The sequence below is a fragment of the Mycobacterium venezuelense genome (assembly GCF_054919535.1).
In genome coordinates this window covers 23,685-38,592 of the sequence record NZ_JBONDW010000022.1, presented here as the reverse complement: position 1 = coordinate 38,592, position 14,908 = coordinate 23,685, and the positions used below count along the sequence as shown (strand labels likewise).

Annotated in this window: 15 protein-coding genes; 5 read left to right on the top strand and 10 right to left on the bottom strand. The window is 66.7% G+C overall.

Annotation, left to right across the window (positions count from 1 at the left end):
• Nucleotides 1–23: 23 nt before the first annotated feature.
• From ACRCUN_RS28420 to yczE, 5 genes are all read right to left on the bottom strand, one after another.
• A complete protein-coding gene (locus ACRCUN_RS28420) occupies nucleotides 24–980 on the bottom strand; it encodes a class I SAM-dependent methyltransferase (RefSeq protein WP_462145056.1) in 957 nt (318 codons plus the stop codon).
• Nucleotides 981–1,071: 91 nt separating this feature from the next.
• Nucleotides 1,072–1,743, bottom strand: coding sequence for an enoyl-CoA hydratase (locus ACRCUN_RS28415; RefSeq protein ID WP_462144961.1), 672 nt, complete (start codon nucleotides 1,741–1,743; stop codon nucleotides 1,072–1,074).
• Nucleotides 1,740–2,579: an NUDIX hydrolase gene (locus tag ACRCUN_RS28410; protein WP_462145055.1), complete on the bottom strand. Its 840-nt coding sequence runs from the start codon at nucleotides 2,577–2,579 to the stop codon at nucleotides 1,740–1,742. Before ACRCUN_RS28410 ends, ACRCUN_RS28415 begins: the two co-directional genes overlap by 4 nt.
• Nucleotides 2,580–2,719: 140 nt before the next feature.
• The gene (locus ACRCUN_RS28405; RefSeq protein WP_462144960.1) at nucleotides 2,720–3,574 is read right to left on the bottom strand and encodes an ABC transporter ATP-binding protein; all 855 of its coding nucleotides are present in this window, start codon (nucleotides 3,572–3,574) and stop codon (nucleotides 2,720–2,722) included.
• Nucleotides 3,520–4,218, bottom strand: coding sequence for a membrane protein YczE (yczE, locus tag ACRCUN_RS28400; protein WP_462144959.1), 699 nt, complete (start codon nucleotides 4,216–4,218; stop codon nucleotides 3,520–3,522). The genes ACRCUN_RS28405 and yczE overlap by 55 nt, the downstream gene beginning before the upstream one ends.
• A 215-nt stretch (nucleotides 4,219–4,433) precedes the next feature.
• Here yczE and yczR point away from each other — a divergent pair, with 215 nt between their 5' ends.
• The gene (gene yczR, locus ACRCUN_RS28395; protein ID WP_462144958.1) at nucleotides 4,434–5,873 is read left to right on the top strand and encodes a MocR-like transcription factor YczR; all 1,440 of its coding nucleotides are present in this window, start codon (nucleotides 4,434–4,436) and stop codon (nucleotides 5,871–5,873) included.
• Nucleotides 5,874–5,880: 7 nt separating this feature from the next.
• Here yczR and ACRCUN_RS28390 read toward each other — a convergent pair whose 3' ends face one another.
• The 3 genes from ACRCUN_RS28390 to ctaD are packed head-to-tail and all read right to left on the bottom strand — an operon-like array spanning nucleotide 5,881 to nucleotide 9,206.
• The gene (locus ACRCUN_RS28390) at nucleotides 5,881–6,174 is read right to left on the bottom strand and encodes a hypothetical protein (protein ID WP_462144957.1); all 294 of its coding nucleotides are present in this window, start codon (nucleotides 6,172–6,174) and stop codon (nucleotides 5,881–5,883) included.
• Nucleotides 6,175–6,191: 17 nt separating this feature from the next.
• Nucleotides 6,192–7,433 carry a phosphoserine phosphatase SerB gene (gene serB, locus ACRCUN_RS28385; protein WP_462145054.1) on the bottom strand — a complete coding sequence of 414 codons (1,242 nt, stop codon included), beginning with the start codon at nucleotides 7,431–7,433 and terminating at the stop codon, nucleotides 6,192–6,194.
• A gap of 45 nt (nucleotides 7,434–7,478) precedes the next feature.
• Complete coding sequence (ctaD, locus tag ACRCUN_RS28380; RefSeq protein ID WP_462144956.1) at nucleotides 7,479–9,206, bottom strand: aa3-type cytochrome oxidase subunit I; 1,728 nt, start codon at nucleotides 9,204–9,206, stop codon at nucleotides 7,479–7,481.
• Nucleotides 9,207–9,418: 212 nt separating this feature from the next.
• On the opposite strand from ctaD, the gene ACRCUN_RS28375 reads away from it, so the two are divergent.
• From ACRCUN_RS28375 to ACRCUN_RS28365, 3 genes are all read left to right on the top strand, one after another.
• Complete coding sequence (locus ACRCUN_RS28375) at nucleotides 9,419–10,438, top strand: iron-siderophore ABC transporter substrate-binding protein (protein ID WP_462144955.1); 1,020 nt, start codon at nucleotides 9,419–9,421, stop codon at nucleotides 10,436–10,438.
• 9 nt (nucleotides 10,439–10,447) lie between these two features.
• Entirely contained in the window at nucleotides 10,448–10,723 is a 276-nt protein-coding gene (locus ACRCUN_RS28370; RefSeq protein WP_462144954.1) for a YciI family protein, read from the top strand.
• Between the two features lie 153 nt (nucleotides 10,724–10,876).
• Complete coding sequence (locus tag ACRCUN_RS28365; protein ID WP_462144953.1) at nucleotides 10,877–11,926, top strand: NAD(P)-dependent alcohol dehydrogenase; 1,050 nt, start codon at nucleotides 10,877–10,879, stop codon at nucleotides 11,924–11,926.
• Nucleotides 11,927–11,929: 3 nt separating this feature from the next.
• Here ACRCUN_RS28365 and ACRCUN_RS28360 read toward each other — a convergent pair whose 3' ends face one another.
• Nucleotides 11,930–12,256 (bottom strand): DUF3349 domain-containing protein, encoded by a 327-nt coding sequence (locus ACRCUN_RS28360; protein WP_085145202.1) that lies wholly within the window; start codon nucleotides 12,254–12,256, stop codon nucleotides 11,930–11,932.
• A gap of 143 nt (nucleotides 12,257–12,399) precedes the next feature.
• Between ACRCUN_RS28360 and ACRCUN_RS28355 the strand changes: the two genes are divergently transcribed.
• Entirely contained in the window at nucleotides 12,400–13,851 is a 1,452-nt protein-coding gene (locus ACRCUN_RS28355; protein WP_462144952.1) for an LLM class flavin-dependent oxidoreductase, read from the top strand.
• 73 nt (nucleotides 13,852–13,924) lie between these two features.
• On the opposite strand, the gene nrdF is transcribed toward ACRCUN_RS28355, so the two are convergent.
• Nucleotides 13,925–14,887, bottom strand: coding sequence for a class 1b ribonucleoside-diphosphate reductase subunit beta (gene nrdF / locus ACRCUN_RS28350; RefSeq protein ID WP_462145053.1), 963 nt, complete (start codon nucleotides 14,885–14,887; stop codon nucleotides 13,925–13,927).
• Nucleotides 14,888–14,908: the final 21 nt, after the last annotated feature.

The following is a 14,908-nucleotide window of genomic DNA, read 5'->3' as shown; positions in this document are numbered from 1 at the left end:
GGAGACTGCTTCGCTGTCGAAGGCTACGACGGCTTAACTCCGGTGACCATCACGTTGTAGAACCAGCCCTTGGGCACCACACGGCGCCACACGTTGGCATCCACCCAACTGAGCGTCGTCCAGCTGTTGAACGCGAATTTCGCCCAGCCCCAGCCCAGCCGTCCGGGCGGCACGGCCGCCTCGAACGTGCGAACGGGCCAGCCCAGCATGGCCGCGGTGAATTCCTCACTCGCGGTGCGTATCTCGACTGCGCCGGCATTGGTCGCCATGCGTTCCAGATCGGCGGGATCGAACGTGTGCAGGTCGACGACGGCCTCGAGCGCGGCCGCCCGCGACGACTCGTCGAGCTCGGCCTGCGGGCGGCGCCAACCGCTCAGCCAAGGCAGCTTGGTGAGATTCGTGGTGGCGTGCCACGTCAGCGTGGACAGCTCACGCGCATACCGGTTTCCCACGGTCGTGGGCTCGCCGGCGAATACGAAACGACCGCCCGGTTTGAGGATCCGAACCACCTCGCGCAGCGACAGCTCCACGTCGGGAATGTGATGCAGCACGGCATGGCCGACGACGAGATCGAACGTGTTGTCCTCGTAGGGAATGCCCTCGGCGTCAGCGACGCGGCCGTCGATGTCGAGGCCGAGGGACTGCCCGTTGCGGGTCGCGACCTTGACCATGCCCGGCGACAGGTCGGTCACCGAGCCCCGCCGCGCGACCCCGGACTGGATGAGGTTGAGCAAGAAGAACCCGGTGCCGCAGCCAAGCTCCAGCGCCCTGTCGTAAGGCAGGTTGCGCTGCTCCTCCTCGGGAACGATCGCGTCGAACCGGCCGCGGGCATAGTCGATGCAGCGCTGGTCGTAGGAAATCGACCACTTCTCGTCGTAGGTCTCGGCCTCCCAGTCGTGGTAGAGAACCTGAGCGAGCTTGCTGTCATGCATCGCGGCCTCGACCTCTTCGGCCGTGGCATGGGGGTTAGGAGCCGGCATGCCAGCCACATCGACCGGCGCATCGAATCCGGTGCCGGGTTCCGTCGTTTCCGTCATGAAGGGCAGCCTAACGGCCGTTGTCCAGTGCGCGTCAGGGCCGGTCCGCGACCCGGTCAACGGCGGCCTTCGCCGCGGCCAGGACATCGACCGGATGGTCGACGAAGCGTCGTGCCCATGTCAGGGCGGCGTCGAACACATGATCCGGCGCCACCATCTCGTCGATCAACCCCAACTCCAGGGCCTCCTCGGCGCCGACGAAGCGTCCGCTGAACACCAGCTCCTTTGCCTTGCTTGGCCCGATGGCACCGGCCAACCGTGGGCCGCCACCACCGCGGGGCGCGAGCCCGGCCAGAATCTCGGTCGACCCGAATTTGACGTTGTCGCCGCTGACGCGCCAATCCGCAGCGAGCGCCAACGTCAGCCCACTGCCCAGGGCGTAACCGGTGATCGCCGCCACGGTGGGTTTGGGGATCGCGGCCACCGCCTCGATGCAGCGCTGCAATGCGTGATCGGCGGCGGCCTCCTCCTCGACGTCGAGCGTGCGCAGCTCGGGCACGTCATCGCCGGCGCAGAAGATCTCATGGCCACCGAACAGGATCACGGCGGCCACATCGGCACGTTCGGCGAGCTCGGCGGCGGCCGACGAGATCTCCCGGTAAATCTGCCGGGTGAGAGCGTTGGTCGGCGGCCGCGACAGCAGCAACGTGGCCACCCCGGCCTGCTCCGGCGCGGCCCCGATCACGACCCGAACGAATTCACTCACTGAGCCGATTCCCCGGTCGCTTCGCTCCTGCCCGCCGGCGCCGATTCCCCGGTCGCTTCGCTCCTGCCCGCCGGCGACCGGTGATTCCGAGCCGCGTTATACCGCTCACTGTCGAAGAACTCGATCTCCCAGTTCCCCCCGCCGACCGCCAGGCTGGGCTCGATCGCCACGATCTTGCGCTCGACGGCCAGGACTTCCGCGACCGTACGGCCGTTGAGAGAGTCCAACTGGGTCCACGTCGGCGGCAGCAGGAAACTTCGACCCGCTTCGAAGTCGTCCAATCCGGCTTGAGGAGTGCTCCAGAAGGCCTGGTCGCTCTCGGTGTTCTCGCCGTCGGCCCGCTGCCCATCCGGCAGTGCGCCCACGAAGAAGTACGTGTCGTAGCGCCGCGTGCGCTCCTCCTTGGGGGTCACCCAGTTGGCCCACGGCCGCAGCAGATCGGCCCTCAGCACCAGTTTCTCCTCGCGCAGGAAATCCGCGAACGACAGCGAATGGTTGGCCAGGGCCGCCCGCGCGTCGCCGTAGACCGACGCGTCACGCACGATCCCGTCAGGGTCGTCGGCCGGGCCCGCGAACAAGACCCCGGACTCCTCGAAGGTCTCGCGAGCCGCGGCACACACAAGCGCCTCGGCAAGGCCGATGTCGACGCCGAGTCGCTGCGCCCACCACGACGGCTCGGGACCGAACCAGGCGATGTCGGCGTTACGGTCCCGATCGTCGACGCCACCGCCCGGGAACACCATGACGCCGGCGACGAAATCCATCGCCGCATGCCTGCGCATCAGGAAGACTTCGATTTCCGGCGAACCGCCCCGGCGCGTGTCACGGACCAACATCACCGTTGCGGCAGGCCGCGGCACCAGGGGATCCGTGCTCGCGCTCGGCTCCTCGCGCAAGCGCTCGTCGCTGCTTGTCGGCTCCTCGCGCAAGCGCTCGTCGCTGCTTGTCGGCTCCTCGCGCAAGCGCTCGTCGCTACTCAATCTCGCCTCCTGTGCGCTGCGCGACTTCTCACCCGACGCGCAAAGTACCGTCCGTCGATCACATCCAGGGCGATGGACTGACCGAACGCCTTGGACAGATTCTCTGCAGTCAACACCTCGGTCAGCAGGCCCGACGCAACGACCTTGCCTTCGGACAGGATCAGGCCGTGGGTGAACCCTAGTGGGATCTCCTCGACATGGTGGGTCACCAGCACCATGGCCGGCGCGTCCGCGTCAGCGGCCAGGTCGGTCAATCGCGCCACGAGTTCCTCGCGCCCGCCTAGATCGAGCCCGGCCGCGGGTTCGTCGAGCAGCAGCAGTTCGGGATCGGTCATCAACGACCGGGCGATGAGCACCCGCTTGCGCTCACCTTCGGACAACGTGCCGTAGGCCCGCTCGGCGAGATGCTCGGCGCCCACGCTTTCGAGCATGTCGACGGCCTGGACGTAGTCGACGTCCTCGTAGTCCTCGCGCCACCGGCCCAGCACCGCGTATCCGGCCGACACCACGAGGTCGCGCACGATCTCGCCGTCGGGAATCCGTTGCGAGAGTGCGGAACTGCTCAAGCCCACCCGCGAACGCAGCTCGGACATGTCGGTGCGGCCCAGCCGTTCACCCAGCACATAAGCGGTTCCCGAAGAGGGGTGCTCGTGCGCTGCGGCGATGCGTAACAGTGAGGTCTTGCCCGCGCCGTTCGGTCCGATGACCACCCAGCGCTCGTCGAGTTCAACCGCCCAGGTGACGGGCCCCACGAGGGTGTTGCCACCCCGGCGCAGCGTCACCCTGGCGAAGTCGATCAGCAGGTCTTCGTCAGGGGAACCGTCGGCTGCGTCTTCTCCGGTTGTGGGCACTCGCTCATCGTAGTGACGCGTTCCCGACGGGCTCGGTTGCCACCGCTGAAATCGTGGAAAAGTATGCGACGTGGCATAAGTCGTAAAAACAGCTGCACGAGCGGTCCGATGCCGAACGCGTAGACCACCGTGCCGACGCCGATCGTGCCGCCAAGGAGCCAGCCGGCCACCAGGACAGTGGCCTCGATGGCGGTGCGAACCACCCGCACCGACAATCCGGTGCGAGCGACGAGACCGGTCATCAGACCGTCGCGCGGGCCCGGTCCGAGGCCGGGGCCGATGTAGAGCACCGTGGCGATGGCGTTGAGCACCACGGCGCCCACCATCATCGCGATGCGCACCGGCATGGCCGACGGCGCCGGCAGCACCGCGAGGGTCGCGTCGACCGTCACGGCGATGACGATGACGTTGGCGATAGTGCCGATGCCCGGCCGGTTGCGCAGCGGGATCCAAGCCAGCAACACGACGACGCCGACCACCGCCGAGGCCATGCCCATGGTCATCGGGGTGTGACGGGTCAGGCCCTGGTGGAAGACGTCCCACGGATCAAGGCCCAGCCCGGCGCGCACCATCATGCCCATCGAGAAGCCGTAGCCGATCAGGCCGGTTATCAGCATGGTCCCGCGAGCGACTGCAGCCCTCATGAATGGTGCTGAAAACGCAGCCGGATCAGCTCCAACTCGCGGCGCATACGTTCCTCGTCTCGGTCCGCGAAGTCGCAGCTGCCGTTGAGACCGGGCCAGTTGTACGTGTTCGCCAGAGATTCGGCCAGTCGAGATCGCCAATTTTTTCGCATGCACCGATAATCTGGCGATCTGGCTTGCTCATCAATAGCCAGTTGGCGGATACTGGCATCATTATGAGTACCGATATGGCAGCCAGAGCGCTCGATGTGGACCTTTTGGCTCGCGAACTCGGCAACTGGCGCACGTCCAGCCTCAGCGGACCCGCCTATCTGGGACTCGCCGACGCGATCCGGTTGCTCATCGTGGACGGCCGCGTTCCGGTCGGTTCGCGACTGCCGAGCGAGCGAGCCCTGGCCGAGGCGCTGCGGGTATCGCGCACCACAGTCACCGCGGCGTTCGCCCAGTTACGCGAGGACGGCTACCTCAACGCCCGCCGCGGCGCCCGGAGCACCACGGCGTTGCCGGTCCGCCCCCAGGTCGCCGCGGAGGCCGGCACCCCCACCGTCAACCTCGCCGCGGCCGCGCTTGCCGCACCGAGCACACCGGTCCTCGAGGCATTCGCCGAGGCCGCGAAGGACATCCCCCCATATCTGCAGGAGCCCGGCCACGAGTTGATGGGTGTGAGCGCGCTCCGCGCGGCGATCGCCGAAAGGTATTGCGCGCGTGGGCTTCCCACCGACCCCAGCCAGATCATGGTGACCAGCGGCGCGCAACACGCCATCGGCCTGATCCTCGCGACGCATACCCAGCCCGGCGACCGAGTGCTGGTCGAGCAGCCCACCTATCACGGTGCACTGTCTGCGATTTCGACCGCGGGCGCCCGCGCGGTGCCCGTCGCGTTGACCGAGGAGGGGTGGGAGCTCGATGCCGTCCACGCCGCGCTGCGCCAGCTCGCGCCGAGCCTGGCTTACCTCATTCCCGACAACCACAATCCGACCGGCTTCATCATGCCAGCCGAGGACCGGAAACGGTTGGGGCAGATCATCTCTGACACGCGTACCCGAACAATCGTCGACGAGTCGATCATCGACATGTGGATGGACGAGGCGCCACCCGAACCGCTCGCCGCGTCAGTGGGACGCCACGACCTGGTGCTCACGGTCGGCTCGATGTCGAAGTCGTTCTGGGGCGGCTTGCGGGTCGGCTGGATCCGTGCCGAGCGCAGCACGCTGGCCACCATCGCCGCCATCCGTCCGTCCGTCGACCTGGGAACGTCGATCCTCGAACAACTCGCCGCGGCGAGGCTGCTGGCCACGCGAGACGAAGTGCTGCCGGAACGCCGCGAGCTCATCCGCACCCGTCGACAGTTCCTGGTCTCCCTGCTGGCGCGCGAACTGCCGGACTGGCAGCCAGGACGGGGCCGCGGCGGTATGTCGCTGTGGATCAAGCTGCCTGCTCCGATGAGCACCGCGCTGGCCGCCGCGGCCTCCCGCCTCGGAGTCGATCTGCCCGCCGGTCCCCGGTTCGGTGTCGACGGCACGCTGGAGCGTTTCGTGCGGTTGCCCTACGCGCTACCCGAGCCGCAACTCGAGGAGGCCGTCGAACTTCTGGTACGGGCCTGGCACAGCATCACCGGCACGGTTGAACCGCAGCAGCACGCATTGGTGGTGTAGGCGGCCGCTACGGCTGCTGGGTCATCGCCAGGCAGGTGCCGTAGTGCTCCTTGGTGCACGGGATACCGTTCACGGTCGCGAGCCCGCCCGGCTGCCCACCGATCACCGGGCCTCCGCCGCTCGGCGGCAGCACCGGCACAAGCCCCCCACCCGACGCGCCTTTGACGCACACACCTTCGAACTTCGACTGGACGGTGCCCGACGGGCAACGCTTGGCCTCGGCCGGTACCGCGACCGCCACCTGTCCAAGGACTGCTGCGACTGCGAAACCACCAACCAGAACCGCGTGCTTGACCGTCATCACGGGCTAAGCCTACGTCAGTCGTCCGGGATGTCGACGCGTCGCACGACGCCATCGACGGCGTCGGCCGCCTCGATCTCCCCGCGCGTGATGCCGAGGATGAACAACACCGTGTCGAGGTAGGGGTGACTCAGTGACGCGTCGGCGACCTCGCGCAGCGCAGGCTTGGCGTTGAACGCGACACCCAGCCCGGCTGCCGCCAGCATGTCGATGTCGTTGGCGCCGTCACCGACCGCCACGGTCTGCTCCATGGGCACACCGACCTGTTGGGCGAAGTCGCGCAGCGCCTTGGCTTTTCCGGGCCGGTCGATGACGGAGCCGATCACCCGACCGGTGAGCTTGCCGTCGACGATCTCGAGCTCGTTGGCCGCGACGTAGTCCAACATCAACTCGTGCGCCAGTGGCTCGATCACCTGGCGGAAACCACCGGACACCACACCGCAGTGAAAGCCCAGGCGCCGCAGCGTGCGGATGGTCGTGCGCGCACCTGGCGTCAGCTCAAGCTGTTCGGCCACGTCGTCAAGCACTTCGGCCGGCAGCCCGGCCAGCGTCGCCACTCGGCGGTGCAAGGACTCGGCAAAGTCCAGCTCGCCGCGCATCGCGGCCTCGGTGACCTCGGCGACCGCAGCCTCCGCGCCAACCCGCGCGGCAAGCATCTCGATCACCTCCCCCTGGATCAGCGTCGAGTCGACGTCGAAGACGATTAGGCGCTTGGCGCGCCGCGACAGGCTGTAATCCTCCAGCGCGATGTCGACGCCCTCGTCGACGGCGACCTTCGCGAGGGCGGTCTGCAGCTGCCCGTAAGCGGCCCCCGACGGGACCGACACGCGAAGCTCGAGACCGGTCACCGGATAGTCGGACACTCCCCGGATGAAGTCGATGTTGACGCCCAGTTCGGCCACGGCGCGGGCCACCACGCTGAAGGCGCCTGCGGTGATGGGGCGGCCCAGCACGACGATCGTGTGCGTGGACGGCTCCCGCATCACCGGGAGGTCGTCGCTGCGCTCGATCACGACATCGAGACCGACGCCGTGAATGGCGGCCTCGACGTCGCTGCGCAGCCCGTCTCCGTCGGCGATCTCAGCAGGCACCGCGACCAACACACCCAAGGTGAGCCGGCCGCGGATGACGACCTGTTCGACGTTGCGCAGTTCCACCTTGTGGCGGGACAGCACCTCGAACAGGGCCGAGGTGACGCCTGGTTGATCGACCCCGGTGACGGTGATCAGGACCGATGAGCGCTCGCGCGAGGAGCCGATAGGAGAAGGCACTTTCGACTCATCTCCCCCGGATGCCGCCTACCGTCAACTGGACTTGTCCGCGGTTTCGAGCTCGGGGTGATGCGAGCGGCCCACGTGGGCCTCGGCGCGCATCCGCTCGACCATGTGCGGGTAATGCAGCTCGAACGCCGGACGCTCCGACCGGATGCGCGGCAGCTCGGTGAAGTTGTGCCGCGGCGGCGGGCAGGACGTCGCCCACTCCAGCGAGTTGCCGTAGCCCCACGGATCGTCGACCGTCACCGGCTCGCCGTAGCGCCAGCTCTTGAAGACGTTCCAGGCGAACGGCAGCACCGACACACCGAGGATGAACGCGCCGACGGTCGAGATGACGTTGAGCGTCGTGAATCCGTCACTGGGCAGGTAGTCGGCGTAGCGACGCGGCATACCCTCGTCACCCACCCAGTGCTGCACCAGGAACGTGGTGTGGAAACCGATGAACGTCAGCCAGAAGTGCAGCTTGCCCAGCCGCTCGTCGAGCAGGCGGCCCGTCATCTTCGGGAACCAGAAGTAGATGCCCGCGTACGTGGCGAACACGATGGTGCCGAAGAGCACGTAGTGGAAGTGCGCGATGACGAAGTAGCTGTCGGTGACGTGGAAGTCCAGCGGCGGGCTGGCCAGCAGCACGCCGGACAGGCCACCCAGCAGGAACGTGATGAGGAAGCCGACCGAGAACAGCATCGGTGTCTCGAACGTCAACTGGCCCTTCCACATCGTGCCGATCCAGTTGAAGAACTTGATACCGGTCGGCACCGCGATCAGGAACGTCATGAACGAGAAGAAGGGCAGCAGCACCGCGCCGGTGGCGTACATGTGGTGCGCCCACACCGCGACGGACAGCGCCGCGATGCTGATGGTCGCGTAGATCAGCGTGGTGTACCCGAAGATCGGCTTGCGGCTGAACACCGGGAAGATCTCACTGACGATGCCGAAGAACGGCAGCGCGATGATGTACACCTCGGGGTGGCCGAAGAACCAGAACAGGTGCTGCCACAGGAGCACACCGCCGTTGGCCGGGTCGTAGATGTGCGCGCCGAGGTGGCGGTCGGCGGCCAGGCCGAACAGCGCAGCGGTCAGCAGCGGGAAGGCCAGCAGCACCAGGATCGAGGTCACCAGGATGTTCCAGGTGAACACCGGCATGCGGAACATCGTCATGCCGGGCGCGCGCATGCACACCACGGTGGTGACCATGTTGACGCCACCGAGGATCGTGCCGAGACCACCGACGGCCAGGCCCATGATCCACAGGTCGCCACCCGCGCCGGGCGAGTGGATCGCGTCGGTCAGCGGCGAATACGCGGTCCAACCGAAGTCGGCCGCGCCGCCCGGGGTGATGAAGCCGGCGATCGCGATCAGCGCGCCGAACAGGAACAGCCAGAACGAGAACGCGTTGAGGCGCGGGAACGCCACGTCGGGCGCACCGATCTGCAGCGGCAGCACCAGGTTGGCGAAGCCGAACACGATGGGCGTCGCGTAGAACAGCAGCATCACCGTGCCATGCATGGTGAACAGCTGGTTGAACTGCTCGTTCGACAGGAACTGCAGACCCGGCATCGCCAGCTCGGTACGCATGAACAGCGCCATCAAGCCGCCGATCGCGAAGAACGCGAAGCACGCGACGCAGTACATGATGCCGATCAGCTTGTGATCGGTGGTGGTGATCAGATTGTAGATCAAGTTCCCCTTGGGGCCCATACGTTCCGGAAACGGACGACGTGCCTCGAGTTCTCCGATTGGGGGCGCTTCGGCTACCAAGAGGTCCTCCAAAGATTCGTCGGGAAATCCCGCTTATCGAACTGAATCCTAACTCTCCCCGCGACATGCGTGCCCGTGGGTCCTACAAAGTGTCGTACTGGCCGGGCAACTGCCGCAGACGAAGCCCTGACCAGCTGCAAGCGGTCGAGTGTTAACGTCGCCCCGTGCTGAGGAACCGCGCCATGGCATGCGCCGTGTTGACTGTTGCAGCCATGACGCTGGCCAGCGGGTGCGGTTCGGAAGACGCCACCCCGGCGAGCCAGCCGGCGACGACCACCAGTGTGACCAAGATCGCCGACGCAGGCGTGCTCGGAAACCAGCGCAGGCCCGACGAGTCCTGCGCGCCGGACCCGGCACCCGCCGACCCCGCGCCCCGCGAGGTCCGCAACGCCCGGGGCGCCGACATCCCCGAGACGACGGAAGTGCGGGGCGACCCGCAGCGCATCGTGGTGCTGTCCGGCGACCAGCTCGACGCACTGTGCGCGTTGGGCCTGCAATCGCGCATCGTGGCGGCGGCCCTTCCGGACGGGTCGACCACGCAGCCCTCATACCTGGGCACCGTTGTCCACGAAGTGCCACCGGCAGGCACCCGCGGCGCCCCTGACATCGCCGCGATCGAGGCCGCGAAACCCGACCTGATCCTGGGCTCTCAGGCGTTGACGCCGTCGTCGTTCGGCGCGCTGTCGGCGATCGCGCCGACCGTGTTCACCGCCGCACCCGGCGCTGCTTGGCGCGACACCCTGCGTGCGGTGGGCGCATCGACGGGACGCACGGGTGCCGCCGACGATCTGATCGAGAAGTTCGACGATGCGGCCCGCAAGACCGGTGCGGACAATGACGCCGCCCACTTCCAGGCGTCGGTGGTGCAGCTGACCGAGAACACTGTGCGCGTGTACGGCGCCGACAACTTCCCCGCCAGCGTGCTGGCCGCGGTGGGCCTGGATCGCCCTGCCGCACAACGGTTCACCGACAAGCCTTACGAAGAGCTGAGCTCGTCCGACGCGGATTATTCGATCGCCGACGCCGACATCGTCTACGTGTCGTTCGCCTCCGCCGCGGCCAGGGACAACGCCACCGCGATCCTCGACAGCGACGCGTGGCGCGCGCTGTCCGCCGCGCGCGACAACCGGGTGTTCGTGGTCAACAACGAGGTATGGCAGACCGGGCAGAACATCGTGGCCGCGCGCGGCATCCTCGACGACCTGCGCTGGGTCAACGCACCGATCAACTAGTCTCACAGCGTGTTCCACGTACTCATCACGACGTACCTGAAGCCGCTCGACGTCGTCGATCAGACCCGGCCCGCCCATATCGCCTGGCTCAACGAGGAAGTGGCGGCCGGGCGCATCCTGCTGGCCGGCCGCCAGGAAACGCCGACCGGTGCCGTCCTGATCACCGGCGACATCAGCACCGAGGAAGCCCAGAGCGTCATCGACCGCGACCCCTACACACAGGCCGGCCTGGTCAGCGTCGAGCGCGTGTCGTTCAACGGCTCGATCCGCGCACCCAGCCTCTAGGCAGGAAGTCGGGACCAAGGTCACAGCAAAAGCTGGGATTAGCGCTACCCGCCTCGTCGTTTCTCATACGGGCTCTGCTGTGTCCAGCAGGCGCCAGTTAACTGGGCTAATGTCCCCAGAAGTATGCACTGACGACGATATAAGAGGGCTTTGATGAGCACTGTTTCCGCCTACGCCGCGAGCTCGGCAACCGAGCCACTGACCAAGACGACCATCAAGCGCCGCGAGGTCGGCCCGCACGACGTAGCCTTCGACATCCATTTCGCCGGGATCTGCCATTCCGACATCCACACGGTCAAGGGTGAGTGGGGCACGCCCAACTACCCGGTCGTCCCCGGCCATGAGATCGCCGGTGTGGTGACCGAGGTGGGTTCCGAGGTCACCAAGTACAAGGTCGGCGACCACGTCGGAGTCGGCTGTTTCGTCGACTCCTGTCGTGAATGCGACAACTGCAAGGCCGGCCTTGAGCAGTACTGCACCGGCACCGGCATGATCGGCACCTACAACTCCACCGAGCGCGACGGCACCCCGACCTACGGCGGCTACAGCGGCGCCATCGTCGTCGACGAGAACTACGTACTGCGCATTCCCGACAGCATTCCGCTCGACGCCGCCGCTCCCTTGCTGTGCGCCGGCATCACCACCTACTCCCCGCTGCGGCACTGGAACGCCGGCCCCGGCAAGTCGGTCGCCGTGATCGGTCTCGGCGGGCTCGGCCACATGGCCGTCAAGCTCGCCAAGGCGATGGGCGCGGAGGTCACCGTGCTCAGCCAGTCGCTGAAGAAGATGGAAGACGGCCTGCGCCTCGGCGCCAGCCACTACTACGCCACGGCCGATCCGGACACCTTCAAGAAGCTGCGCGGGTCGTTCGACCTGATCCTCAACACCGTGTCGGCCAACCTCGACCTCGGCGCCTACCTCGGCCTGCTCAAGGTCGACGGCACGCTCGTCGAACTCGGCATGCCCGAGCACGCCATGGAGGTGCCGCCGTTCCCGCTGGCCGGTATGCGGCGCAGCCTGTCCGGGTCGATGATCGGCGGCATCGCCGAGACCCAGGAGATGCTCGACTTCTGCGCCGAGCACGACGCGCTGCCCGAGATCGAGGTCATCGCGCCCGACTACATCAACGAGGCCTACGAGCGCGTGCTCGCCAGTGACGTGCGGTACCGATTCGTCATCGACACCGCATCGCTGCGGGGTTAGGACTCAGACGGTTTCGCGCTCGACGCCGGCCAGGGGCCAACCCGCGGCGGCCAGTTTGGCCGCGACCCGATTGATGTTCTCCGGGCCGGCGTCGTGGTGCGACACCTCGGCGATGAAGGCCGCGATCTCGTCGTGATCGATCGAGCCGTCGACGAGCGCTGTCGAGCCGTCGGCGGTGAGATTCCGCACCACCTCTTTGACCTGTTCATCGGTCAACGGGGTGGCGCGCAGCAACGCCAGCAGCGGCACGCGGTCGTCGCCGGGGACACCCTCGGGGTATCCGGCACGCAACCAGTTCAGGATCGAGATCACCAGCGACTGTGTGGTCACTGCGCCAGTTTGGTGGGTGGGCGATGAGCGCACCACTCGAGGGCCGACAGTTGGTCGCCCCTTCACCCGTCGTTCACCGCGAGAAACAATCCCGCTGAACACAACCGGTGAAACCACCGCGGTCACCCGGCATCCTCGGCGCGGTGACCCGCGTGATCCGCTTCAACGCCTTCGACATGAACTGCGTCGCCCACCAATCCCCCGGGCTGTGGCGCCATCCCGACGATCAATCCTGGCGCTACAAGGACGTCACCTACTGGACCGAGCTCGCGAAGTTGTTGGAGCGCGGTCGATTTGACGGGTTGTTCATCGCCGACGTGCTCGGCACCTACGACGTCTACGGCGCCAGTGACGAGGCCGCCATCCGCCAGGCGGCACAGATCCCGGTGGGCGATCCCATGCTGCTGGTGTCGGCCATGGCGCTGGTGACCGAGAATCTCGGCTTCGGCATCACCACCGGCACCGGTTTCGAACACCCCTACCCGTTCGCGCGGCGCATGTCGACGCTCGACCACCTCACCAACGGCCGCATCGGCTGGAACATCGTCACCGGGTATCTGCCTGCGGCCGCACGCAACATGGGCCAGACCGACCAGCCCGCGCACGACGCGCGCTACGACCACGCCGACGAGTACCTGGAAGTGCTCTACAAGCTGTGGGAAGGCTCGTGGGAGGACGACGCCGTTGTGCGCGACGCCGAGCGCGGTGTGTTCACCGACCCGGCCAAGGTGCATCACATCGGCCATGCCGGTGAGCATTTCAGCGTTCCCGGCGTTCATCTCGCCGAACCGTCACCGCAGCGCACCCCGGTGATCTACCAGGCCGGCTCGTCGCCACGCGGAGTCCGGTTCGCCGCCGAGAACGCCGAGGCGATCTTCACCGCCGCCCCGACCAAAGCCATTCTGCGCGAGACGGTTTCGACGATCCGCTCCGAGCTTGAACTGGCCGGCCGCGATCCCTACTCGGCGAAGATCTTCAACCTGACCACCGTCATCACCGGTGAGACCGACGAGGAAGCCCACGCCAAACACGCCGAGTACCTGTCCTACGGGGATCCGGAGGGCGCGCTGGTCTTCATGTCCGGTTGGATGGGCGTGAACCTCGCTCGCTACGGCCTCGATGAACCGATCGGCAACGTCGACTCGAACGCAATTCTCTCCGCAGTCAAGGCTTTTCAATCGGCCTCGGACAAGGGTGGCGAGTGGAACGTGCGCGACATCGCCGAATGGGGCGAGATCGGTGGCATGGGTCCGCGCATCGTCGGCTCCGGCGTCCGGGTGGCCGACACACTGCAGGAGTGGGTCGACGAAACCGACGTCGACGGCTTCAATCTCGCCTACGCCATCACGCCCGGCTCATTCGCCGACTTCATCGCCCACGTCGTCCCCGTGCTGACCGCGCGGGGCGCCTACCAGTCCAGCTATGCACCGGGCAGCCTGCGCAACAAGCTGCTCGGCAACGGCGACCGGCTCGCCGACGAGCATCGCGGGGCGAGTTACCGTGTGGGAGGCCGCAATTCGACGATCATCGACCGGCCGTCCACGGTGCCGTCGTCATCGGCTTCGACGGCCGCCCAGCCGGCGCGGGGCCGCTGAGCACCGCCGAGCAGATGCAGAATCGCACGAATCCGCAACGCGGAGTGCGATTCTGTGTCTGCTCGTACCGGAACTAGAAGTCCCAGTCCTCGTCTTCGGTGTTGACGGCCTTGCCGATGACGTAGCTCGAACCGGACCCCGAGAAGAAGTCGTGATTCTCGTCGGCGTTGGGGCTCAGCGCCGACAGGATCGCCGGGTTCACGTCGGTCTCGTCGCGCGGGAAGAGCGCTTCATAACCGAGGTTCATGAGCGCCTTGTTGGCGTTGTAGCGCAGGAACTTCTTGACGTCCTCGGTCAAACCGACCCCGTCGTAGAGATCCTGGGTGTACTCGACCTCGTTGTCGTAGAGCTCGAACAGCAGCTCGTACGTGTAGTCCTTGAGTTCCTGGCGCTTGGCTTCGTCGACCAGCGCCAAGCCGCGCTGGAACTTGTAGCCGATGTAGTAGCCGTGCACGGCCTCGTCGCGGATGATCAGCCGGATCATGTCGGCGGTGTTGGTCAGCTTGGCCCGGCTCGACCAGTACATCGGCAGGTAGAAGCCCGAGTAGAACAGGAAGCTCTCCAGCAGCGTGGAGGCCACCTTGCGCTTGAGCGGCTCGTCGCCCTTGTAGTACTGCATGACGATCTCGGCCTTGCGCTGCAGGTTCGGGTTCTCCTCCGACCAGCGGAACGCGTCATCGATCTCGGCGGTTGAGCACAGCGTCGAGAAGATGTTGCTGTAGCTGCGGGCGTGCACGGACTCCATGAACGCGATGTTGGTGTAGACCGCTTCCTCGTGCGGCGTCAGCGCATCCGGGATGAGACTCACGGCGCCGACGGTGCCCTGGATCGTGTCGAGCAGCGTGAGGCCCGTGAACACCCGCATCGTCAGCTGCTTCTCGTGTGCCGTCAGCGTCCCCCACGACGGGATGTCGTTGGACACCGGGACCTTCTCCGGCAACCAGAAGTTACCGGTCAGCCGATCCCAGACCTCGGCGTCTTTCTCGTCCTGGAGCCGGTTCCAGTTGATCGCTGAGACGCGGTCGATCAGCTTCATGCCTTCGCTCACCAGAACCCC

Excerpts from the sequence above, each read along its gene's own strand:
- ACRCUN_RS28420 (WP_462145056.1), bottom strand. The coding sequence starts at position 980 with ATGCCGGCTCCTAACCCCCATGCCACGGCCGAAGAGGTCGAGGCCGCG.
- ACRCUN_RS28410 (WP_462145055.1), bottom strand. The coding sequence starts at position 2,579 with ATGTTGGTCCGTGACACGCGCCGGGGCGGTTCGCCGGAAATCGAAGTC.
- yczE (WP_462144959.1), bottom strand. The coding sequence starts at position 4,218 with ATGAGGGCTGCAGTCGCTCGCGGGACCATGCTGATAACCGGCCTGATC.
- yczR (WP_462144958.1), top strand. The coding sequence starts at position 4,434 with ATGAGTACCGATATGGCAGCCAGAGCGCTCGATGTGGACCTTTTGGCT.
- ACRCUN_RS28390 (WP_462144957.1), bottom strand. The coding sequence starts at position 6,174 with ATGACGGTCAAGCACGCGGTTCTGGTTGGTGGTTTCGCAGTCGCAGCA.
- ACRCUN_RS28375 (WP_462144955.1), top strand. The coding sequence starts at position 9,419 with ATGACGCTGGCCAGCGGGTGCGGTTCGGAAGACGCCACCCCGGCGAGC.
- ACRCUN_RS28365 (WP_462144953.1), top strand. The coding sequence starts at position 10,877 with ATGAGCACTGTTTCCGCCTACGCCGCGAGCTCGGCAACCGAGCCACTG.
- nrdF (WP_462145053.1), bottom strand. The coding sequence starts at position 14,887 with ATGAAGCTGATCGACCGCGTCTCAGCGATCAACTGGAACCGGCTCCAG.